At 64.3% G+C, this 21,342-nt stretch carries 19 protein-coding genes; all 19 read right to left on the bottom strand.

Going from position 1 to position 21,342, the window contains the following annotated elements; genetic code table 11:
* Positions 1 to 273: 273 nt before the first annotated feature.
* The 19 genes from J7E83_RS03090 to J7E83_RS03000 all read right to left on the bottom strand — a co-directional run bounded on the left by J7E83_RS03090 (position 274) and on the right by J7E83_RS03000 (position 21,342).
* Positions 274 to 501, bottom strand: coding sequence for a hypothetical protein (locus J7E83_RS03090; protein ID WP_214958962.1), 228 nt, complete (start codon positions 499 to 501; stop codon positions 274 to 276).
* A 379-nt stretch (positions 502 to 880) separates the two neighbouring features.
* Entirely contained in the window at positions 881 to 1,492 is a 612-nt protein-coding gene (locus tag J7E83_RS03085) for a hypothetical protein (RefSeq protein WP_214958961.1), read from the bottom strand.
* Positions 1,489 to 2,115 carry a DUF6286 domain-containing protein gene (locus J7E83_RS03080; protein ID WP_251043412.1) on the bottom strand — a complete coding sequence of 209 codons (627 nt, stop codon included), beginning with the start codon at positions 2,113 to 2,115 and terminating at the stop codon, positions 1,489 to 1,491. The genes J7E83_RS03085 and J7E83_RS03080 overlap by 4 nt, the downstream gene beginning before the upstream one ends.
* A 44-nt stretch (positions 2,116 to 2,159) precedes the next feature.
* On the bottom strand, positions 2,160 to 2,540 hold the full coding sequence (locus J7E83_RS03075) for a hypothetical protein (RefSeq protein WP_214958959.1): 381 nt from the start codon (positions 2,538 to 2,540) through the stop codon (positions 2,160 to 2,162).
* Positions 2,537 to 2,728 (bottom strand): hypothetical protein, encoded by a 192-nt coding sequence (locus J7E83_RS03070; protein WP_214958958.1) that lies wholly within the window; start codon positions 2,726 to 2,728, stop codon positions 2,537 to 2,539. Before J7E83_RS03070 ends, J7E83_RS03075 begins: the two co-directional genes overlap by 4 nt.
* Positions 2,725 to 3,201: an Asp23/Gls24 family envelope stress response protein gene (locus J7E83_RS03065; protein WP_214958957.1), complete on the bottom strand. Its 477-nt coding sequence runs from the start codon at positions 3,199 to 3,201 to the stop codon at positions 2,725 to 2,727. Before J7E83_RS03065 ends, J7E83_RS03070 begins: the two co-directional genes overlap by 4 nt.
* Before the next feature lie 70 nt (positions 3,202 to 3,271).
* Positions 3,272 to 4,990: a glycoside hydrolase family 32 protein gene (locus tag J7E83_RS03060; protein WP_214958956.1), complete on the bottom strand. Its 1,719-nt coding sequence runs from the start codon at positions 4,988 to 4,990 to the stop codon at positions 3,272 to 3,274.
* Between the two features lie 109 nt (positions 4,991 to 5,099).
* On the bottom strand, positions 5,100 to 6,695 hold the full coding sequence (locus J7E83_RS03055) for a glycoside hydrolase family 68 protein (protein WP_214958955.1): 1,596 nt from the start codon (positions 6,693 to 6,695) through the stop codon (positions 5,100 to 5,102).
* Positions 6,696 to 7,144: 449 nt separating this feature from the next.
* Complete coding sequence (locus tag J7E83_RS03050) at positions 7,145 to 10,876, bottom strand: glycoside hydrolase family 32 protein (RefSeq protein ID WP_214958954.1); 3,732 nt, start codon at positions 10,874 to 10,876, stop codon at positions 7,145 to 7,147.
* Positions 10,877 to 10,988: 112 nt separating this feature from the next.
* Complete coding sequence (locus J7E83_RS03045; protein ID WP_214958953.1) at positions 10,989 to 12,548, bottom strand: glycoside hydrolase family 32 protein; 1,560 nt, start codon at positions 12,546 to 12,548, stop codon at positions 10,989 to 10,991.
* Positions 12,545 to 13,627, bottom strand: coding sequence for an ABC transporter ATP-binding protein (locus J7E83_RS03040; protein ID WP_214959187.1), 1,083 nt, complete (start codon positions 13,625 to 13,627; stop codon positions 12,545 to 12,547). Before J7E83_RS03040 ends, J7E83_RS03045 begins: the two co-directional genes overlap by 4 nt.
* A gap of 50 nt (positions 13,628 to 13,677) precedes the next feature.
* A complete protein-coding gene (locus J7E83_RS03035) occupies positions 13,678 to 14,613 on the bottom strand; it encodes an ABC transporter ATP-binding protein (protein WP_214958952.1) in 936 nt (311 codons plus the stop codon).
* Complete coding sequence (locus J7E83_RS03030) at positions 14,610 to 15,554, bottom strand: ABC transporter permease (protein ID WP_214959185.1); 945 nt, start codon at positions 15,552 to 15,554, stop codon at positions 14,610 to 14,612. The genes J7E83_RS03035 and J7E83_RS03030 overlap by 4 nt, the downstream gene beginning before the upstream one ends.
* A 96-nt stretch (positions 15,555 to 15,650) precedes the next feature.
* Complete coding sequence (locus tag J7E83_RS03025) at positions 15,651 to 16,628, bottom strand: ABC transporter permease (protein ID WP_214958951.1); 978 nt, start codon at positions 16,626 to 16,628, stop codon at positions 15,651 to 15,653.
* A 98-nt stretch (positions 16,629 to 16,726) separates the two neighbouring features.
* Positions 16,727 to 18,400 (bottom strand): ABC transporter substrate-binding protein, encoded by a 1,674-nt coding sequence (locus J7E83_RS03020; protein ID WP_214958950.1) that lies wholly within the window; start codon positions 18,398 to 18,400, stop codon positions 16,727 to 16,729.
* Positions 18,401 to 18,477: 77 nt separating this feature from the next.
* Positions 18,478 to 19,542: a LacI family DNA-binding transcriptional regulator gene (locus tag J7E83_RS03015; RefSeq protein WP_214958949.1), complete on the bottom strand. Its 1,065-nt coding sequence runs from the start codon at positions 19,540 to 19,542 to the stop codon at positions 18,478 to 18,480.
* Between the two features lie 300 nt (positions 19,543 to 19,842).
* Positions 19,843 to 20,172, bottom strand: coding sequence for a hypothetical protein (locus J7E83_RS03010; RefSeq protein WP_214958948.1), 330 nt, complete (start codon positions 20,170 to 20,172; stop codon positions 19,843 to 19,845).
* A gap of 75 nt (positions 20,173 to 20,247) precedes the next feature.
* Positions 20,248 to 20,613 carry a MerR family transcriptional regulator gene (locus J7E83_RS03005; protein WP_214958947.1) on the bottom strand — a complete coding sequence of 122 codons (366 nt, stop codon included), beginning with the start codon at positions 20,611 to 20,613 and terminating at the stop codon, positions 20,248 to 20,250.
* A gap of 231 nt (positions 20,614 to 20,844) precedes the next feature.
* A complete protein-coding gene (locus J7E83_RS03000; protein ID WP_214958946.1) occupies positions 20,845 to 21,342 on the bottom strand; it encodes a hypothetical protein in 498 nt (165 codons plus the stop codon).

Genomic DNA, 21,342 nt, shown 5'->3' with positions numbered 1-21,342 from the left:
CCGACGACCAGGTGTTACTGCAACGGTGCTTCCCCCTAAACAGGCAACTACAGCTACTTTGAGCGGGGGAACTTCCGTTCTCTTTTTCTTACGGAAAAAAATATAACCATTCTCTGAAATCTCGTCAAATCGTCTTTGGGCGCTCTGAGTAGGTCGCCTTTTTGCGGTTGGCCTAGGGCCCTGCCTTGCAGGACACCCTGGCGGCAGGCGGGCCGCAGCCACTATAGAGCCGGCTTACAAACGTCCGGTGAGGGATCCACTAGCGGGCATGCCTCAGTCAGATTCGTCGTTCGCAGTTGTCTCGATCCAATCGAGCGCCTCGTCGGAGAGGTAGAAGCCTTCAGGTCCCGACTCCCCAATCCACGGCTCGCCCGACGTGACAAGGCCGCCGGCAGCCGCGATCTTGTTCAGCACCTCCGGGGTGACCGCTTCACCATTGTGTGCAATAAGCCACGCCTGCGCATCAGGGTCCAACTTTGGCCACCACTCGATCGTCTCCATGCTGCAAATTCTTCCACCGGGGAAAACAGACCGAAACCGGTCACCGGTGTTGAAGCTACCTGCTCTCACTTGGCGTCGCAGGGAATGACCGAGGGGAACGCCCAGGTCATCTTCACCGTGCCCGTAAAGCGATCCCCTCGCTGGGACGCTGTCTAGTTTGGGGCCGTCAGAAGGAAAACATCGCTTCGGCACGGCATTACCGCTAAATTTGGCGCCGCTAAGCCGCTGGTACTCTGACGTTTTGTGCAGGCGACTCCTGACCAAAGTGACGCTTTGTGCAGAGGACTTCGAACACCCAGATGTCCATACCCGACTGCACAACTCCCGTAATCTCGGGGCAGTTTGTGCAGACGACTTCGGAAAATGACAGTTGGACCAGTCAGCGGACACGCTCGGCCCGGCTGAACCGGGTCCGGGCGCCGGCACCGATATGGATCAGCACGGGGGTCCTTTTGCCCAGCACCGTGTCCAATGCGGTCACCAAGGCGGCGACCTCTGCCGCAAGGAGGTGCGGCGCAACCCCCTGCCGCGGCTGGAGCTTGACCTTCACGGCAGGACGGCCGTGGACATCGTAGGTAACCACGGTGGCCCCTGCCAGGTCAGGCCGTTCGCCGAGGGCATGCTTGAGGGCCTGCTCAGCGACGCCTCCACCGATCCTGACATCTCCGTCCACGCTGCCGGGGTCATATTCCACCACCAGCAGGTTGCTTCGGCCCTTCCCTTGCTGGGCGATCCAGGCCACCATCAGCCCGATCAGCACCAGCAGGGCAACCGCTATCACGATCCAAAGCCAGCTTTCGGGGCGGCCCGGGAACCGCGTGTCGTTGAAAGCCTGGTTGATTCCCCTCCAGACCGAACCGGCCCACGAATGCCACCAGGTGGCCACGGCCGGAACAGTTGCCAGCAGCATCAGCAGCAGGCCCACAGCCAGCAGTTTGACGCCCAGGATGCCGATCAGTATGCGGTTAAGGAGCGTCGGGGTGCTGTTCACGCGCCAATCACCCCGGACGTTGACACATTGATCCGAACCTGCGGCGCGGGGATCAGAGCCATCTCGTCGAGCTCTTCCTGGACCGCGGCCAGCACTGATGTTTCGTCCACCGGCACTCCTGAGGTTGGACGGACATTCACGATGACCTGGCGTTGGGAAACCACCACCATGACCTGCTCCGGCGTGACGTTGGCGGCGAGCCGGGCACTGCGTGCCAGTGCGGATGCGATGACCTCATCGTCCACCACTACCGAGGGCCCGTTTCCCGGCCCTGCCGGTAGGTCTTCTGTTCCCGGGCCTGCTCCGGATGCCTGTCCCCCGTACTGGCCATTGAGCAGGTGCCGGGCACGCCGGCCGGGAAGGACCGCATTAAGAACAAAAAAGAGCCCGGCCATGGCCAGCACAGCTCCGATGACCCCTAGCAGGACAGGGGATATTCCGCTGGGCAGCGCCGCCATGCGTTCGGCTGCCACCTGGGGCTCGATCAGCCAGGCGGGCTGGCCAATGGCGTGCACGCCCGCTTCCAGGAGTCCATAAGCTGCCAACACCATGACAAGGACGGCCGCCACCGTCGCGACGGCGGCACGCGGGGAGTGGGTCTCCCGGTAAATAATCCTGCGCATGTCCGGTCCGTTGGCCGCTGAACGTTTGCCCACTGGTGCACTGCTCACTGCACTCTGCCTCCTTCGCTGATCCTGACACCGCTGATCCGGATGTCCACCCTGCTGAGGTTGGCACCGCTGAGGGTGGAAACCGTCGCGAGGATCTGGGCCTTAGCGGCAACTGTCCGGTCCCAGACCGATCCCCCGATCGCCGCCACGCGGCTGGCGTCCCGCGCCACTGCCTTCAGAGAGGGAGTTTTGATCGGCGCCACGAGGGACAGTGCCAGCAGGCCGTCGTCGTCCGACCAGTCGGCCCGGACATCCTGGGCTTCAACGCCCAACGCCTCGGCCGCCGCCGCCTTGGCAAGGCTGGTGAGGGCCTGTGTGCTGATACGGTTGTGGCCGCTCAGTACCCTCCCCCGCAGGGCCGGTGCAGGCGAGCTCATGAGGAGGAGCGCCTACCGATGATGGCGTCCAGGACGCCGCGAAGGTCCAGTTTCCCTTCAGCAGCACGGCCCAGCATTGCACCGATGGCCATGAAAAGAAGTGATCCCAGGAAGGCCCAGAGCCCGAACTGGAAGGACATAAAGGCCACAAAGGCGCCCACGGCGATTCCCACTACGGTCAGGTTCACAGCAATCCTTCCCTTTCGCTGGTGCCCCCGGCGCCCACAACGGTGTGCTTCACTGGCGGCGCCACGTATACATCGGTGATTTCAACGTTAACCTCGATGACCTGAAGGCCAACGAGCTCCTCGACCGCCCGGAAAACAGCGGCTCTGACCTGGTCTGCCAGGGAATGGAGGGGAGTGCCGTACGTGGCCACCAGATTGATGTCCACGGCCACTTGGGTCTCCCCGACCTCGGCGTGCACCCCTGCGGCATGCTCGGAACTGCCTACCGCGTCCCTGATGGCTCCGAGGGTGCGGGAAGAACCGGTGCCCAGGGAGTGGACTCCTGGCACCGCCCGGGCCGCGATGCCCGCAACCTTGGCCACAGCAGCTTCAGAGATGACTGTCCGGCCCTGCCCTGGAACCGGCAACTCTGCCTGATAGGCGGCAATGTGGTTACGGGCACCCGGATCGGGTTGTGGGTCCTGGTATTCCATCTGGCACTCCCCCTTCTGTTGATCCCAACCCTATCGCCTGCCTGTAACAACGCGCTGGAATCGAGGGCAGTCAGCCAGGGATATTCCGCCCGGTCACAGTGAACCGGGCATTTCCGCCCTCGCTGAACACCGAGGCGCCCGTATCGGCCCATGCGGGGAGAAACAGGTCCGTAATGACAGTGCCGCTGTCTGGTGCGAACACCTCCACTGATGATGAATCCAGCAAGATGCGCAACTTGAGTTTTCCATCCGTCAGCGGCACACTCACCTGCTGGTAGGGGCTGAACTTGTCCGAAAAATTGGAGGTCCCTGCCGCGGACCGGTCAATGGTGAGGCTGCCCGACTGCGCTCGGTAGCTGATCCTCAGGCCCTGCTGGCCTTCTGCCGAACCATCAGCTGAAGGGCTCTCTGCACCCCGCAGCACGATGCCGGCTTCCGTCGCGGTGTCCGGTGTGAGCTCGACGTCCAGGAGCTGGGAGCGGGACGAGAAATCCTGTCCCAGTGGCTGGCTGCCATCGTTGAGCTGCATGCGCTGCTCGTAGGGACGTCCGCCTGACAGCTCAGCCGCCGGAACGGCGGCGATGGACGAGCGCAAGGCCGCCCTGCCGCCGTCGGCGCTGGTGATGGAAGTGTTGCTGGAGAGCGTCAGTTCGCGGGGAACAGCCATGGTGCCACGCCACGGAGTGGTGGGGATCTTTTGGGCGTAGTCCCAGTTTCCCATCCAGCCGAAAAGGACGGGCTTGCCGCCGGGGGCACCGGAAATGGTGGTGGCCGCGTAAAAGTCGGCGCCGTAATCCACCCATTGGTGGTCCTGGAGCGGAGCCTCCGGACCGGCCGCTCCCTCCGCACGGAAAGTCACGCCGTCGAAATCGCCGGAGAAGTACTGCATCCCGGAGCCGCCCGCGATCCCACCGGGATTGATGCTGAGGAGCATGACCCAGCGCCGCTCATTTGTCCCCTCTACCGGGACTTCCAGGAGTTCGGGCATCTCCCACAGCCCTCCTTGTGCCCCCACGCCGGAAAAGTCGCTGAGGAAATCCCAGTGCAGGAGGTCGGTGGACTTATAGAGCTTCACCACATGCGCGTCCGCTACAACAGTGGTCATGACCCAGTATTGGCCCGGCTCGTACCAGGTGACCTTGGGGTCACGGAAGTTCGGTGAGGCCGGTTCAAGGTTCACCACGGGGTTGCCCTGGTGCTTCTTCCAGGTGTGACCGTGGTCCAGGCTGTACGCGAGCGACTGGGCCTGCGAACCCTTCGGGAGCGGGGCGTTGTCCTTGTAGGCGCTGGTATAAAGGGCCACCATGGCGGGCGCCTCCTTACTGCCCAGCCCGGACCTGTCTTCCGTGTCCATCACGATGGAACCGGAGAAGATTTCCTCCATGTCCGTAGCTTCCATGGCGACGGGCTCCTCCGTCCAGTGCACCAGATCGGTGCTGGTGGAATGGCCCCAGGACATGTTGCCCCAGTCGTTGCCCTTGGGGTTGTACTGGTAAAAGGCGTGGTACGTCCCGTTTTCGTACACCAGGCCGTTGGGGTCGTTCATCCAGTTTCTGGACGTCGTCAGGTGCGCGGCCGGCCGCCATGGTTCGCTGGCCGACGGCGACGGGGCACCCGGGCCAGGGCTTGCGGATGAGCGGTCAGGGGCGTCCGGGGTCTCCTTGGCCGGGGTGCAGCCGGCGCCGATCACCGCCAGAAGCAGGGCGACGACGGCGGACAGCACCGGTCTGCGCGGCCTGCGCTTGTCCGGGCCGCAGCTGTATGGCCGGGGAGCGGCGGAGAAGAACATGGGGGATCCTTAAATTTGAAGGCGGGGACGCCCGTGAATGCCACGGACGCCCCCGCTTACTGCTGGCAGCTCCGGGGACGGAGCCGCGCTGCCTGCTTGAGGCCGCTTGCTACTTGTACAGACCCTCGCCGCCGACGCGGACGTTGGTGGGCAGGTAGCCGAACGGGCCAAGGCCGTTCTGGCCGAAGGAACGGTCAACCGTCGAGACGCCGTTGCGGAAGTTGATCTTTACGGTGGGTGACAGGGACCCGCCGCGGACGCCGTTCACGTTGTCGATGAAGGACTGCACCAGGCCGCCCGGCTGCACGTAGTGCGAGTACGCCTGGAACTGCCGGCCGTTCTGGCGGGGATCCGGCCCTTCAGGCGCATTGGCCTGCATGTTCAGATCGGTGGGGGATCCCAGGGTCAGGCCGCTGTTGTTCATCGGCTGGTAGTCGGAACGGACACCGTTGCCCACAAAGCCATAGACGCCGTCGGGACCCCGCATGCCATCCGCGTAAGTGAACTGGTGGCTGATCGTGAACAGGTAGTACTTGTTCTTGCCGCCTTCGTTCTGGATGAAGATCTGCGGACGCTCAGTCTGGTCGTTGACGCAGTTGGCGGAAAGGACCGGAGGCAGGAAGGACCACTTGGTGAGGTCCTTGTTGTCCGCCACGGCAAGTCCCACGTTGGCCGTCTGGTACCAGGAGCCGGTGCTGTTGACCTGGGAAAGGCTCTCGGCGTTCGGATCGCCCGGCCGGTAGCCCAAGTCCTCCTGCTTGCACTTGTATTCGCCGCGGGTGCCGCCGGTGTTGCCTTCAAAGACCATGAATGTCTTTCCGGGGTGTGCCGGGTCGGCGAAGGTGTAAGGATCGCGGAAGGCGAAGCCCGGGTTCTGCGCCTTGTTCTGGTACATCTTGCCGTCCGGTTCAAGCAGTTTGGTGTGCTCGAAGCCGTCGAACGTGACGCCGTTCTGGTCTGCGTGGATGTTGCCCAGCGCCTTGGCGATGGCAGCATCCGGGGCGATTCCGCCGCCGCCGGCATTGCGCTCAGCCACATCGTAGAAAGTGGTAGCCGTGTAGAAGACGTTGACGTGGTTGCCCTGCATCAGGCGGGTGGAGCCTGACCACTCGGTGTTCCCGATGGACGTGTTGTCCAGGAACAGGTGTCCGCCGTAGTTCCACTTGTCCTTGGCAGGATCAGCGTTGGTCTTGCGGAAGAAGTAGCCGATGCGTGCGTTCCAGTGGCGCTGGTCGAAGCCATAGCCGGCATGGCGGTCCGCCACCAGGGAGAAGATGACGTCGTAGCCCTTGTAGCTGATCTGGTTGGCGTTTTCGTCCGTGAGGGACCAGGTGTCCCAGACCCAAACGTCGTCGTTCATGGCGGGGAAATCCTGGGGGATTTCCGGCATGGTGACGTCGGGGCTCATGGAGTTCTGGCCGGGAGTCACGGTGGAATCGCTTTGGGCCATGATCTGCTTGGCGTCCGCGCGGGTCCACTTTGAGGTGAAGTCCGACGCCGGGTCATACGCCTGCTGCGTGTGCTGGGTGGGGAGCGGGAAACCGGGAGTCGGAGCCGGCATCTGCTGCGTGGTCGGCGGATCCGACGGTTCGTTGGCCTGCGCCGACGGAACGGCCAGGAAGGCCGAGGCCGCAATGGCCGCCGCCAGTGCTGCGGCGGCAGGGCGCCACCGCAGCAACCGGGGTGAATTGGGGTGCTTGTGCATGTTTGCTCTTCTCGCGGAGTTGAAACTATTCGTGGAAGACGGGCAGGTGCCCTGGTTCCCGATACTCCGGCGACCCGACAACACCACAGGCGTCATCGAGGACGCCATCGTGTCGGGGGGGGGGGGAAACGCGGGCTTGGGTAGGGCCAACGAGGTGGCACAGGAGAATCGTGATCCTGGCCGTCTTCTACGCTAAGTGGCTTGGCGAGGGCATATCAAACCGTGTTTCCGGAGGCCAAAAACTATGTGAGCGATAACAAATGCAAGCGCTTACATTTCTGATTGCGCGCGCGTGCCATAAGGGCTTGCAGATCGTCAAATGTTGCAGTTTAAATCTGATTTAGTGAGAATATTCACGTTCTGGCTACCGGGATTTTGCCTAACCAAGCATCCCTCTTAATGGCCGGCGGCGGCGCTTACGCATTCAACATGCGTCACACATGCCCCGGTCAGGACAAGGCTGTGACCCTGACGTCCTGGTAGGCAGCGCGCCCGTCGAAGACATTCAACCCCACCCTGCCCGAAGCCGGGCCTGGGTCCTGCACGTCGATCAGTTTGGTGCCATCCAGCGTCACGGTGAGCCGGTCGCCGTCGGCCTGGGCCTCTAGCCTGTAGCTGACAGCGTGTGAAAGCAGCAGCGGGACACTGGCCAGGATGCTGGTGGCCGGGTTGAAGGAGCCGTTCTCAAGCTTGAAAATTCGCGCCAACCGCAGGTTTGGATCCAGATTGACGTAGTAGGCGGTAGATCCGTCAGCCGAAGCCCGTAGCAGCACCGAACCTGCACCGCCATACCCGCGATCGGCCGCCAGGTCACCGTTGAGCATGGCCCCCGCATAAGGCCCACCGCCGAACCGCACCGTCGCCTCAACCTTCACGTTCGCGTATGTTCCGGCGCTCAGTGCCGTTGAATCCTTGTCGAATGATCCGGCCAGCCCCGCTCCCGAGCTCTCCCACCGGCCGCCGGGCACAACGGCGTAGGCGCCCAAGTTGTGCCGGGCGGTGCCCGTTTCCGGCGGCAGAACGGCCGACGGCGGTGCGCTGGTCAGGCGGGAGGTGTCCGCCAACTGATGGACCTTGACGGTCACCAGCCGGACATTCCCGCCCTCGGCACTGAATGACAACCCGGTGGAGTCCGGTCCGGGAAAGATCAGCGAGGTAATGGCGGCCGTGCCGTCACCTCCAAAGAGTTCCACTGACGATGCATCCACCAGCACCCGCACGTTAATCCGGCGTTCCGTGCCACCGCCTGCCGCGGCAACGGTCGAGGAACTCCACGGCGTACTGGAGTTGTCCGACGGATCACCGGCAAAATACCTCGTGAAATCCTCGCGGCCGGACCGGCTGCGGTCCACGCCCAGTGTTCCGGCAACGCCGTCATAGCGGACCAGGGTCTCCTGACTGGCACCGCCAGCAGAGCCCTTCCGGAGCCCGAAGGAAAAAGCCGACGCGCCGCCGGGTGATGGGATGGCCACTTCGGCTTCCAGCTCAAAGGACCTCCCTGTGACCGCAGCCAGCGGATTGGCGGAGTCCGGGCCGACCAGGACCTCCGTGGCCTGCCACGTGGAGTTCCGTAGGCTGGCGAGTTCGCGGACGGGTTCCTGGGCAAGCCTGAGTCCGGCGCCTGGAACCTCCTTGAGGCTCATCTCACGCGGAACGCTTAACTGCCCGTTCCACCTGCCAGTGGGCGCGCTGAAGGCGTAGTCCCAGTTGCTCATCCATCCCAGCATGATGCGGCGCCCGTCCGGAGCGCCAAAGAAGCTCATTGCAGCGTAGTAGTCCCTGCCGGCATCCGCCTGCAGCAGCTGCTCAGGACCTGAATCGGGGCTGAACGCCGTCCCGTTCCAAGTGCCGGTGACGTATTGGGCGGCCGAGCCGTTGGTGGACCGCACTGCTCCGGTGCTCCACCAGAGTACCCAGCGCTTCACCCCGGGCTGGCCCTCGACGGGAAGTTCGAAAAAGTCGGGGCATTCCAGCACTCCGCCGCGTACCCAATTGCCATAGCCGAAAGTGCTCGCAAAGCTCCATTGCAACAGGTTCGTGGAGGTATAGAACCGCAGATGGTCCCCCGCGGCCACCACCATGATCCATGTCCCGGCCGCGGCATCCCACGTGATTTTTGGGTCCCGGAAGTCCCAGGCACCGCTTGGTCCTCCGGGGTTTTCCACTACGGGCGGGGCCTGGGCCAACTGCCAGGTGCGGCCATGGTCGGCGCTGTAGGCGGCCCGCACAGACTGGTTTCCGTTCGGTGCGTCGTGGTTAAAGCTGGTGTAGAAGGCCACCAGGCCCCGGCCGCCACCAAAGAGCCCGCTGGCGTCCGTGGCGTCCACCACCGCGGACCCGGACCACGACTCCCCTGCGGCAAGGTGCGGCAGGGCGATGGGCAACTGCTTCCAGTGGAGCAGGTCGGTACTCACGGCGTGGGCCCACCGTCCGCGGTCCTGGTGGAACAGGTGGTATTCACCGTCCAAATAGACCAGCCCGTTGGGGTCCGAGCTGTTGCCGGAGTTCTGGCTGTAGTGGTAGCCGGGCTGGTAAAGGCCATTCATGTAAATGGCCACATCATCGGCGCGGACGTTCTGGAAGTGGGCCCCTCCGCCGCTGACGAGCAGCCCGAAGCCTTTTCCTGATGCGGTCCCGGCCGGTCCGCTGAGGGCTTGGATCCCGTTGATCAGGGCGGTGGCCTGCGTTCCCCGGACGGTGAGCTGGACCCGGTTCAACTGGCCGACGGCCAAGCTGTCCGGCGGTACGGCGCTGTTCGCGAGGTCGGTTCCGGCGGCCCGGTCCCTCAGGACCACAGTCCCGGCGCCGGGATCGATCCTCAGCTCAGTGCCGCCGCTGCCGTCTTCATTGCAGCGGACCACGACGGCGGCTGTCGCCGGTGCCGCAACGTCCAGGTCAAGTGATACGACGACGTCCGATGCCACAGCAGGGATGAAACGCGAAGCTTCCCCGCCAACGGGCATGCCATCCGCTGCGCCGCGCAGCCCCCTGACGTCCGGTTCCCAGCTTCCGGAGGCGCTACGCCAGCCCTGGAGAGAACTTTCCAGGCCCTTGAGCGTCAGGCCCTGGAAGGCTGAGTCCCCATTGAAGGACCGAAGTCCCACGTGGCCGGAGCCATGGGCGGCATCCTGGGCTGTGATGACCGGAGCATAGCCGTCCGGGTCAAGGAAGTCCGTCTGCCAATGAACTGCAAGCTGACCGCCGTCGGCCGTCACCCGGAGCCGATAGACGCCGTTGACCGTGATAGCCGTGTTGTAGGTCCCAAGAGTGGTGTTGTCCTCGATCCGATACAGACGCAGCCGCCCGGCGTTCGGGTCCACCTCCGCGGCGTAACCCGCGCTGCCCGCAGCGTTGCTGCGGAACAGGACCGCTCCAACGGCATAGGCAGAATGGATCTGGACGTCGGCGGTGAAATCGGTGACCTGCGGGATCTGCCCGGTGGCAACGGCCCGGAGATTAGCGCCGGTAGCCGCCGTGCCACGCAAGCCGGTGGCGGACGCCTGCCAGCCAGCCCCGGAGGTCGTCCAGCCGGTGACATTTGCCTCGACCGAGCGGGCGGACAGCTGTCCGAAGTGTATCCGGCCGTTGTAGGCGAGCAGGCCCAGATGCCCGCTTTGATACCGCTGGTCCACGGCGTCCAGGCGTTCAATGCCGTCGACCTCAACGTAAATGCGGGGGCCGTCCACGTGTACGTCCACGGAATACTGGTGGCCGGTATCCAGCGGAACGGCCGCCGAAGGAACCACGTCTTCACCGGTGGCGAGGTCAAAGAGCCTGACGCGGTCGAGGTTGGGGTCGAGAGCCACCGCATAGCCGCCGCTCCCGTCTGCGGCGGCCCTGAAGAGCAGGGTCCCCACACCGTAGGGCGTCTCGGGGTCAACAGACACCTCTGCTGTGTACCGGGCAGTGCCGCTGACGAGCTGTTCGCTCATGGCGGCGCCGTTCTCGCCAGGCGGCACGACGGCGGTGTAAGCGCCTTCAGCGGTCCGGGTCCAGGTGCCGCTGTTGGGGAGGGCTACGGCGTCGGGAATGGGACTGGTTGTGCTGTTCAGCGTGATCGGCGCCTGGCCGGCTGCCTGAGCGGGCCCGGCGAGGATTGCCGGGGCAAGCACGGCCCCCGCGCTGAGCGTGCCGAGCCCAAGGGCGGCGGCCGCGATTCCTGCAACAAGTCTCTTCGACATTCAGATCACCTTTGATCTTTGGGAATGTGGGCAGCGGTTTGCTCCCTGCCCGCCCCTCGTGAGCTTCACAACGGGGAGCGTCAAAGGGAAGGCAGGGAGTAACCGCCGGTGTTCAGGGAAAGAGCGGGCGGGGCCCGTCGAAAACGTCTTCCATCCGCCAGGCGTCGAGTTGCCGCAGCCGCACAATCCCGGCTGCGGAAATCCGCACGCTGCCGCCGCCAAGGGTGGGGTATGCACGAGCGGTCAGGGGTTTGCCGTTGGCGAAGACCTCCAGCGCGGAGTGGTCCACGATGACTCGAAGCCGTAGCCCGCCGCCGGGGAGGGCAACCGGACCTGCCAGTTCCCCGGTATCCACCGACGTATCCAGGCTGCTGCGGGTGCGGTCCAGCAGCACATAGGAGCCTTCCGCACCCCCGCCGCCCACGTGGTAACCCACCTCTACGACAGTTTCCTCTGCCATATCCCGGGTTCCGGAGGGCGTGCCAAGAACACCGAGCCTGAAGACGCTCCCGGGTTCCAGCTCGAGGTCCAGTTCCAGGTCCAGTTGGTTTCCCTCGACGCCGTCGACTACTTTGAAGCCGCTTACGGCCTGCGGGCCCAGCCGGATGTGGCCGTGCCGCAAGGATTCGACTTCTGGTACAGGAGCAAACTCCAGCTCCCCCGCCGGGTTAAGGGTGGCCACGCGTGGCAGGCTCATCACGCCTGACCAGCCGGACGCCACCACGGCCTCCTCCGTCCGGCCCTCCTGGAGCCAACCGAACATCACCCGCCGGCAGGAATCGTCGGCGAATGATTGGGGTGCGTAGAAGTACCGGCCGCCGTAATCCAGTCTGTGCAATGCTTGCGGTGTGAACGAATCCCCGCTGTAGCGGCCGGTCCAGTAGAGCGGATGCCGGGTGGCGCCGTCGTCCCAGGCGGAGAACACCAGCGCATCCAGGCTTTGCCCGCCGCCGCCGTCGGCCCCGTCCCCCAGCGTTCCCGTGCCGGCCCGGAAGAGGTCCACGCACTCCCACATGGTGCCCTCCCAGCTGCTGTCTGCCGGATCGCTGGCGGAGGCGTCGCCAATGAGCAGCGGCCCCACATACCTCCACGCCCGCAGGTCCTCGGACTCATAGAGGAAGGCGGTGCCCCCGCGCCCCCGGATTCCGGAGCCCACCACCTGCCGCCAGCGGGAACCTTCGCGCCAGACGCAGTGGTCACGGTAGGCCGTGATCTCGACGCCGGCGGGCGGGCCTGGAATGACCGGATTCGCGTCAGACTTGGTCCAGGCCAGGAGGTCCGGGGAGCCGGTCGCCACGCAGGGAAGTTCGCGTTCACCATGCCGGCCTGAGTAGACCAGGGTGGGCGTCCCGCGGTCGTTCACCAGCACGCCTGACCAGCATCCGTCGGCGTCCGGACCGGGAGTGGGTTCCAAAGCCACCGGCTGGTCCGTCCAGCGCACCAGGTCCTGACTGGTGGCGTGGCCCCACAGGATGCGGTGGTGGAAGGCTCCCTCCGGGTTGTACTGGTAGAAGAGATGGTAGGTCCCGTTCCATTGGCCGACCCCGTTAGGGTCATTGAGCCACCCTGCGGGAGAGACGAAGTGGAAACGCGGCCGGTGCGGGTCTGCCTCGGCACGGGCCACGAGCTCGTCCCGCGGGACTGTGGCCAAGGGATGGGTCAGTTCAGTCATGCGGAAGCCTTGGATTCTGTGAGGGAGCCGTCCGCCGCAATGGAGGCTGACGGGTCGGAGGAAAGTGCGTGGCCGGCCGCGGCAGCTGTCGGCCGGTACAGGTGGCAGCGCACCCAGTGGCGGTTGGCGGCATTGCCCACCAAATGCCGCACGGGCTCGGTGACAGAGCAGCGCTGCTGCCTATCGCCGTCGAAGACACATGACGCCGATTCCATCACCGCAGCCCGCAGCGCAGCCCGATCAGCAGGATCGTAGGAGCCTGTGCGCGCAGGGTCCGGCACCGCCGACACCAGGAGCCGCGTGTAGGGGTGGGCCGGGTTGGCCAGCACATCAAGGGATTCGCCTTCCTCCACGACTTCCCCGGCGAACATCACGGCGATGCGGTCTGCCAAATAGCGGGCGGATGCCAGATCGTGCGTGATGTAAAGCATGGAAATTCCTTGGCGGTCCCGCAGCTGGCGCATCAGGTTGAGGATTCCGATCCGAACGGACACGTCGAGCATCGACGTAGGTTCGTCAGCCAGGATCACGTCTGGCTCCACGGCGAGCGCCCGGGCAATGGCTACCCGCTGCCGTTGCCCGCCAGACAGCTCGTGCGGGTAGGAGTTGAGCATGTCAGGGGTGAGGCCCACGGTAGTCATCAGCTGATCCAGGCGTATCCGCAGCTCATCCGCGGTTCCGGCTTTTCCGTGGAGGGTCAGGGAGCGGGTGAGGAAGTGCTCCACCCGGTGGACCGGATTGAGCGAACCGAATGGATCCTGAAACACCATCTGGAGTTGCGACCGGTATTCCTTGGAGGCCTGGAAGCGGTCCCGTTTCAGGACGTTGATGCCGTTCACCAGGATCTGGCCGGCGGTGGGCTTCTCAAGCCGGGCAACACAGCGTGCCAGGGTGCTCTTTCCGGAGCCGGACTCGCCTACCAGCGCCACGATCTGGCCCTTTCCGATAGTGAGATCCACGCCGCCCAGAGCCCGCACGGATGCCCGGGAGAACAGTCCGCCGCTGTGGAAGTCCTTGACCAGGCCGCGGACTTCCAAGGCTGGAATCTGCTTTGCTGGAACCTTCCGGGCGGGCGGCATCTGCACGGAGCTCTCCTGTACCGGCGCTTCCGGGGCCGGGTTGTTTGTGCTCATGGCTGTGCTCCTTGCAGGACGGGAAGGGGTGACACGAAGTGCCCCGGCGAGACCTCCCGGAGATCGGCGATGTTGCTGAACTTCACGCCGTCGGGCAGGCCTGTAAGCGGAACGCGCGGCCCTGTCAGCGGGGGGAAGGCCCCCATGAGTGCCTGGGTGTAAGGGTGCTGCGGAGCCGTGTGGATGTGTTTGGCCCTCGCCGTTTCCACGATCCGGCCGCCGTACATAACGGCCATCCGGTGCGAGAGCTCCACCATCAGGGACATATCGTGGGTGATGAACAGGACAGAGAAGCCCAGTTCGTGCTGCAGCTCCTTGATCTGGGCCAAGATCTCCTGCTGCACCACCACGTCCAGGGCGGTGGTTGGCTCGTCCAGGATCAGCAGCGAGGGCTTCAGCGCCACCGCCATGGCGATGACCGCCCGCTGGCGCATCCCCCCTGAAAGCTGGTGCGGATAGGACTTGAGCCGGGCAGGGTCGATCCGGACCAATTCAAGCAGTTCGGCGGCCCGCCGCAGCGACTCCTTGCGGGAGTAGCCCGCATGCGTGGTATAGATATCCACAATCTGATCCCCGATAGTCATGACCGGGTTCAGCGAGTTCATGGCCGACTGGAACACCATGGCTACGTCCTGCCAGCGGAAACGCCGCAGCTCTTCGCTTCCCATGGACAGGACATCCCTGCCGCCAAAGCGGATGCTGCCGCCGGAGATCTCCGCCGGGTCGCGCAACAAGCGCATGATGGCGTTGGCGATGGTGGACTTGCCGCAGCCGGATTCGCCGGCCAGGCCGAAGATTTCGCCGACGCCGATGCTGAAGGAGACGCGGTCGACGGCGGTGGTGGACCGTGTGTCACCGCGGTACTTCACAGTGAGGTCCTTGATTTCAAGCACCGGCTCGTGCGAACCGAAGGAGGTTTGGGAAACGGTCATGCTGCCCCTCGCTTTCCGGCGGCGACCGGCTTGGTCGTTTGAATTTTCCGCCGCGCAATTTTCCGCAGGCGCGGGTTGGTAACCTCATCCACCGCGTAGTTGATAAGCGACAGTGAGAAAGCCACCAGGGCGATGCAGAGGCCTGACGGGACGAATACCCACCAACTGCCCGTCAGCAGGGCGCCTTCGTTGCCGGCCCAGTAGAGGTTGTTTCCCCAGGAGACCGTGCTGACGTCGCCCAGGCCAAGGAACTCCAGGCCGGCCTGGGCTCCGATTCCGTAAATGATGCAGGCCAGGAGGGTGCCCATAACGATGGAGGCCATGTTGGGCAGAATCTCCCGGAACATGATCCGCATTGGACGTTCACCGGTCACCACGGCCGCGGCAACAAAGTCCTTGGAACGGATGGACAGGGCCTGCGAGCGCAACACCCGCGCTGAGCCCGCCCAGCCGGTGACCACCAGGACCAGGATGACGGTGCCAAGGCCCGGCGGCAGGAACGCGGCCAGGATCACCAGCAGCGGCAGGCCCGGCAGCAGCAGGAACACGTTGGTAGTGAGGGACAGGGCTTCGTCGATGAACTTGCCGAAGTACGCCGAAGCCAGCCCGACGAGGATGCCGATGAAGGTGGAGGCAAAGCCGACGGTCAGGCCTACCAGCAGGGAGCTGCGGGCCCCGTGGATGGTCAGGGCCAGGACATCTTGGCCTTTAGCCGTGGTGCCCAACCAAAATTCGGCATCGGGTTCCTGGGATGCCATGCCCGTGATCTTGGAGGGGTTGTCCGGGAACAGCAGAGGGGCGAACAGCGCCAGGGCAATGAAGGTGAGCAGGATGGCGGTGCCGGCCATGGCTTTCTTGTTGGTGAGCAGCCCGTGCAGGAGGGTTCTGTTGGGTTGCCGGACGGAACCTTGGGGCGGAAGTGCGCCGCCGCCGTCGGGCATCAATCCTACTGGGTTGCCGGGACGGGAACCGGCCAGGGTCTCCCCTGAAACGGTGGAGGCAGTGGTTGCGATGGAACTTGTCATAGTCCGTTCTTCCTAGTTACTGCGGACACGCGGATCGAGGCGGACGTAGAGGATATCCACCAGGAAGTTGGCCAGCAGCACGGCGGCCGTGATGGTCAGAAAGAGTCCCTGCATGAGCGGGTAGTCCAGGCCCTGCACGGCGTTGAGGAGCTGGTAGCCCACTCCAGGGTAGGCAAACACGACCTCCGTCAGGAGCGCGCCGCCCACCACAAAACCCAGGCTCATGCCGAAGCTCGTGACAGATGGCAGCATGGCGTTGCGGGCAGCGTACCGGAACATAATGCGCCCCGGCCGGAGTCCTTTTGCCTCGGCCATGGTGATGTAGTCCTCGGCGTTCGTGGCGATCATGGTGTTGCGCATCCCCAGCATCCAGCCGCCCACTGAGACCAGGACGATGGTGAGGGCCGGCAGCACCAGGTGCATGCCGACGTCGGACATAAACTCCCAGCTGAAGCTGGGCTCGATGGTGTCGCTGAAGGCGTGCCGGATGGGGAACCAGCCCAGCGTGACGCCGAACAGGTACAGGGCGCCCATGGCCAGCCAGAAGTAGGGGAAGGATCCGATGAAGATCAGGATCGGCGGGAGGGCGGAGTCGATGGCCCCGCCCCGCCGCCAGGCTGCGAGGATTCCCAGCAGGTTACCCAGGACAGCGGCAATCACCAGTGCGGTCCCGCCCAGCAGGAGCGTCCAGCCCACCTGGGATGCGATCACCTCTGTCACCGGAGTGGGGAACCGGGAGATGGACACACCCATCTGCCCGGTGAGCATGTTGTGCAGGTAGCCGATGTACTGCTCCCACAGGGGGCGGTCGTCGACGCCGAGGAGCCTGCGGAGCGCCTCGATCTGTTCGGGCTGCATACGGTCCTGGGTGCGGGCAAACATGCGGGAGACGGGATCACCGGGCATAAAGCGCGGGAGCAGGAAATTCAAGGTGATGGACACCCAGAAGGCGATCAGGTAGAAACCCAGGCGGCGCAGGATGAAGCGCAAGGTTTCCCTCCGTTCGGGAAGTGCGGAAGATGGGCGGCGTGCCCGGTGCCCGTTACTGGCGTCCGGGCACGCCGATGGTCATGCGGTGGCGGTGGGGACTACTTGACCGGTTCCAGCGAGGTCAGGACCAGCACTGTGGTGGGTGCCCGCACTGACAGGGTGGCGTAGGGGTTCTCTTCCGTGGGCCAGCCGGTGAAGCGGGTGGTGTTGTACGCGCCCCACTCCGGCCCCGCGAAGAGCGGGATGGCGGGGGCAACAGCGCTGAACTCCTCCTGGAGTCTGTCGGCGACGGTGTGCTGGACGGTCTCATCAGCGGAGGCTGCGAATTCGGTCAGGAGGGCGTCGGCCTTGGGGCTGCCAAAGCGATGGTAGTTCTCGAACGCCTTCCCACCCACAGGCTTGACCGTGGACGTGCCCATCATGCCTGCGAAGTACTTGTACGGGCTCGGATCGTTGGCGCTCCACACGATGCCGGAATCGAAGTCGCCGGTCTCAAAACCTGCCACCACGGCAGCCCAGTCAGGGGAATCAACCTTTACAGTGACGCCTACCTCTGCGAGGTTCTGCGCGATCACGTTAGCCACGGAAAGCCAATCGGAGGACGCCGCGCCTACTGAGATCTTGAACTCGAAGGGCTTGCCGTCCTTCAGGACACGTTTGCCATCTGCGCCCTTGGCATAGCCTGCCTGGTCCAGGAGCCTGTTGGCCGCGTCAACGTCCAGCTTGGTCCAGTCGCAGTCCTCCTGGACTTTCTCGTTCTTCCAGTTTTCGTAGCTCCCGGACAGGCCGGTGCAGTCAGCCGGCTTGGTGTAGCCGCTCATGCCGATCTTGGTTACCTGCTCTCGGTCCACGGCCATGCTGAGGGCCTTGCGGACGTTGGTGTTGTTGAACGGTTCCTTGGTGGTGTTGAGCTGCCAGTTGATCATGGAACCCGTGGGCGGAAACCAGTACCTGCGGTGGCCGGGGTCCTTGGAGATGAACGTTTTCTCGATGTTTGGCATGTATTGCGGAGCCCAGTCAACGTCGCCGTTCGCGGCGGCGAGGTTGGCGCCGTCGTTCCCTGCAAACGCGAGCATCTTGATGCCGGCGATCTTCTGCTTTTCCGGCTGCCAGTAGTTAGGGTTCTTCTTCAGCACAAAGGACTGCGCCTGGAACGAGTCCACCTCACTGTAGGGTCCGGTGCCCACGGGCTTTTCGTTGGCGTCCTTCTCAGGATCCGCAATCTTGGACCAGACGTGGTCGGGCAGGATGCTCAGTTGGCCGAGGTCGAACAGGGCCGGCGACCATGGAGTCTTGAAAGTGAACTTCACCTGGTTGGCGCCTTCGGCCGCCACCGTGTCCAGGTAGTCGTAGCCGCCCTTGATCTTCTTCTGCAGGGCGAAGGTGGTCACCACATCCGCGGGAACGAGCGGCTGGCCGTCGGACCATTTCACACCCTCACGGAGGGTGAAGACGACGGACTTGCCGTCCTCGGCCGCCTTCCAGTCACTGGCAAGCCACGGCGTGGTTTCACCCTTGGCCGGGTTGTAAATCAAGAGGGACTCGTAAATGGCCTGCTGGGTCATGGGGGCCACGGTCGGGGCAAACGGGTTGAAGTTCCGCACAAAAGTGCCCATGTCCTCACGGGGAATGGTGAGGAAGGCGCTGTCTGCTGAACCGCCGGCTTTTGACTGGCTGCCCTGGTTGGCTGAGCAGCCAGTGAGCAGGAGGGCACCTACTGCCAGGCTGGCCGCGGTGATGCGGGCAGACCTGAGGAATCGCGATTGTGTCATGATGGATATCTCTTTCCTCTCTTCATCGCTGAAGGTGAAGGTGTGGTTGGGGTTGCTCTTCAGTTGTTGATTTGCCGTCAGACTGAAAAGCGTTCTAGCAGCGGACAGTCGACCATTTGCTGGTGTGCGGTGATCGGCTGTCCGGCTGTAAGGCTTGCGAGTGTCTGGACACCCAGCGCACCCATCTCCTCGAAGGGCAGCGCAACCGTTGTCAGTTTCGGCCGGAGGTAGGCCGCAATGAGTTCCTGGTTGTCGAAGCCGATCACGGCGATGTCGTGGGGGATGGCCAGTCCGTGTTCCTTGATGGCGTCATAGGCACCCATGGCCATCCTGTCGTTTGCGCAGAACAGCGCGGTGGGCCGTCCTGCTTTTCCGCTGCGGTCCAGCAGTTCACGGGCGGCTGTGTAGCCGCCGTCCGCGGTCGCATGCCCGGACACGATGAGGCCCGGGTCAGGCGCGACGCCGGCAGTCGCCAGGGCGTCGTAGTAGCCTTCCAGCCTGCCCACCGCCGCCGGGATGTCGGGATCGAGGTTGATGAAGCCGATGCGCCGGTGACCTGCCGCGAGCAGACGCTCCGTGGCCCGGCGTCCGCCGCCCCGCTCGTCCGGGACAATGGACGGCAGGGTTCCTTCGGCGTCAAAGCAGTTGATCAAGACCGTGGGGATCTCCCGGATGATCTCCGGAACACTAACCGCCCGGTGCCAGGTGGCCGCGTAGAGAATCCCCGCGACCCGCTGCTCCAGCAGCTTTTCGACTGCTGCTTCTTCCATGCCTGCATGCTCGCTGTCCGGCCGCCCTCCACCCTGTTCCGTGGATGCAATGAGCAGGAAGCGCTTGTCCAGCCAGGCCTGGTCCTGTGCCCCCTTGATGATGTTCACCGCGAACGGTGCGGTGACAATCTCCGTGACCAACCCGTACCAGTCACTGCGCTGCGAAGCCAGGGCGCGGGCACCGGCGTTGGGCCGATAGCCCAGGGTCTGGACGGCTTCCAGGATGCGGTGCTTGGTGTCTTCGGAGATGCTGGCGGTTTCCCTGCTGCTGAGGACGAACGACACGGCCGTGCGTGACACCCCGGCGTGCCTGGCCACATCCGCCATGGTGACGCCGCGCTGGGCGGAGGCGGGTGTAGTGCGGTTCGCCATTGAATACTCCGAAATCTGCCTGGGACGGGCCCAACAGGTCATGACAAACCAGCTGTCCTCGCCCAACTAACGCGCGTTACCTGCCGCGTGTGATCTAAGTTACGCGCGTTAGTTGATTGCTGTCAACAGCCTTTCTGGAAGGACTTTCGCAAGGCCCAGCCTGACCGGGCTCCCGCCCCGCGCCGTCACGGACGTCGGTTGCTGCGCAACTGCCCTTTTGAGCCTGGAAAGATCATCTACGGAGGGGAGTCCTCGTCTGTTGGGGTTTGATCGTCGGTGGTTGTTCCTGGCTGAGGTCGGTCACGCTGCTGCGCCGAAGACGGTGCGCAGGGCATCCTGAGCATGGGCCGGGGCGCGGACTTCCAGGCGCAGCCCCGCGGCATTCACGGCGATGGTGAAGTCGAAGAATGAGCAGCACTGGTATTCCTCGGCGGCGAGCCGGGCAAGGCCAGCCGCCAGCTCGGGGTTGTTGGCAAAGTCCAGGGCAATACCGTCGTCGAGGGCGGTCCGGCCGGTGGCGTCTGCAACCAGGGCGGTCCATTCGTCCAGCCGGGCCGGAAGTGCGCTCCGTCCAAGGGTGCACGAAGCCCCCAGGATTTCCTCCGCTGCGGGCAGGAGCGGGATCAGCAAAGCGCCCGCCGGCGGCGCCTGCCGAGGTGTCTGGTCGATGCCAACGCAGGCGCAGTCATCGGTGCACGCACCTTCCTAGGGTTTTCCCGTGAGCCTTGCGCGGGCCTGTTCGAGCTGATCGGCCAGGCCGGTCAGCTCGGCAATGCTCTCCCGGGTCTCCCGTAGCCGGGTGGCGACGATTCCGCTCAGGCGGTGCTGGACGGTCCCGCATTCATCGCTTTCCCAGGCTGCCACGAGGTCGCGCACGTCTTCGAGGCTGATGTCCAGCTTCTTCGCACGGGTGATGACTGCCAGGCGTTCCAGGTCCCGTTCGTCATAGGTCCGGTAGCCGTTAGCTGAACGGACAGCCGGGCCAATCAGCCCGATGTCTTCGTAGTAGCGCAAGGTAGTCGCCGGCACTCCAGTGCGTGCGGCGACCTCAGAAATCCGCAAGGTCTTCATGGCCCCTACCGTAAACCTTCAACCCGGCTCGAAGGTCAAGCCCGTCGGTTGGTTCTGTTTCTGGAAGTCGCGCTTGGTGCGTTTAGGCGAGCTGCCAGTTGGGTTCCGCGCGGACATCCATGGGGATGACCGTCCACCAAGCCCGAGAGGACCAAATCCTGCGCGAACTGCACGCCACCGGCGGCGACCTTCTCTGGGAGTGTCCCACAAGGACCACACTCGGATACGGGATCAGTTCGATGCGCCCAACCTGTCCATTATCGCGACAAGGCGCCCAAGGGTGTCGTCGCCGCCGCTGTGCGCGTCGGCCTCAACGATGTCGAGCGTGGAGTGGGGAAGCTGCTGTGCAATCTCATAGGCAGACCGCAACGGCGAGGCAATATCCAGGCGCCCACGAACGAAGTAGGCCGGAATGTGCGCAATGCGGTCGAGACGACTGGTGATTGCATCGTCAGCCTGGAACGCAGCGTTGGCAAAGTAGTGGGTCACAATTCGGGAGAACCCAAGCCGCGCCAGGGGATCCTGCGCACTTCGCCGCGGGACGATCGGGCCACTCGGCGTGGAAAGCCGATCTTCCCAAAAACACCAGGCCAGTGCGGCTGCATCCCGCACCGCCGGTTCAGAGGAACGGAGCATCGTGTGGACTGCCCTGGCAATGTTTCTGCCGCGCTCCTGGGCGGAGATGACGTTCAGGAGCTGGTCGAATTCCTGCGGGTAGATCTCTCCCAT

The sequence above is a fragment of the Arthrobacter sp. ISL-48 genome, from assembly GCF_018613805.1.
GTDB lineage: Bacteria > Actinomycetota > Actinomycetes > Actinomycetales > Micrococcaceae > Arthrobacter.
The sequence above is the reverse complement of the archived record's forward strand: the minus strand, read 5'-3'. Positions and strand labels throughout refer to the sequence as shown.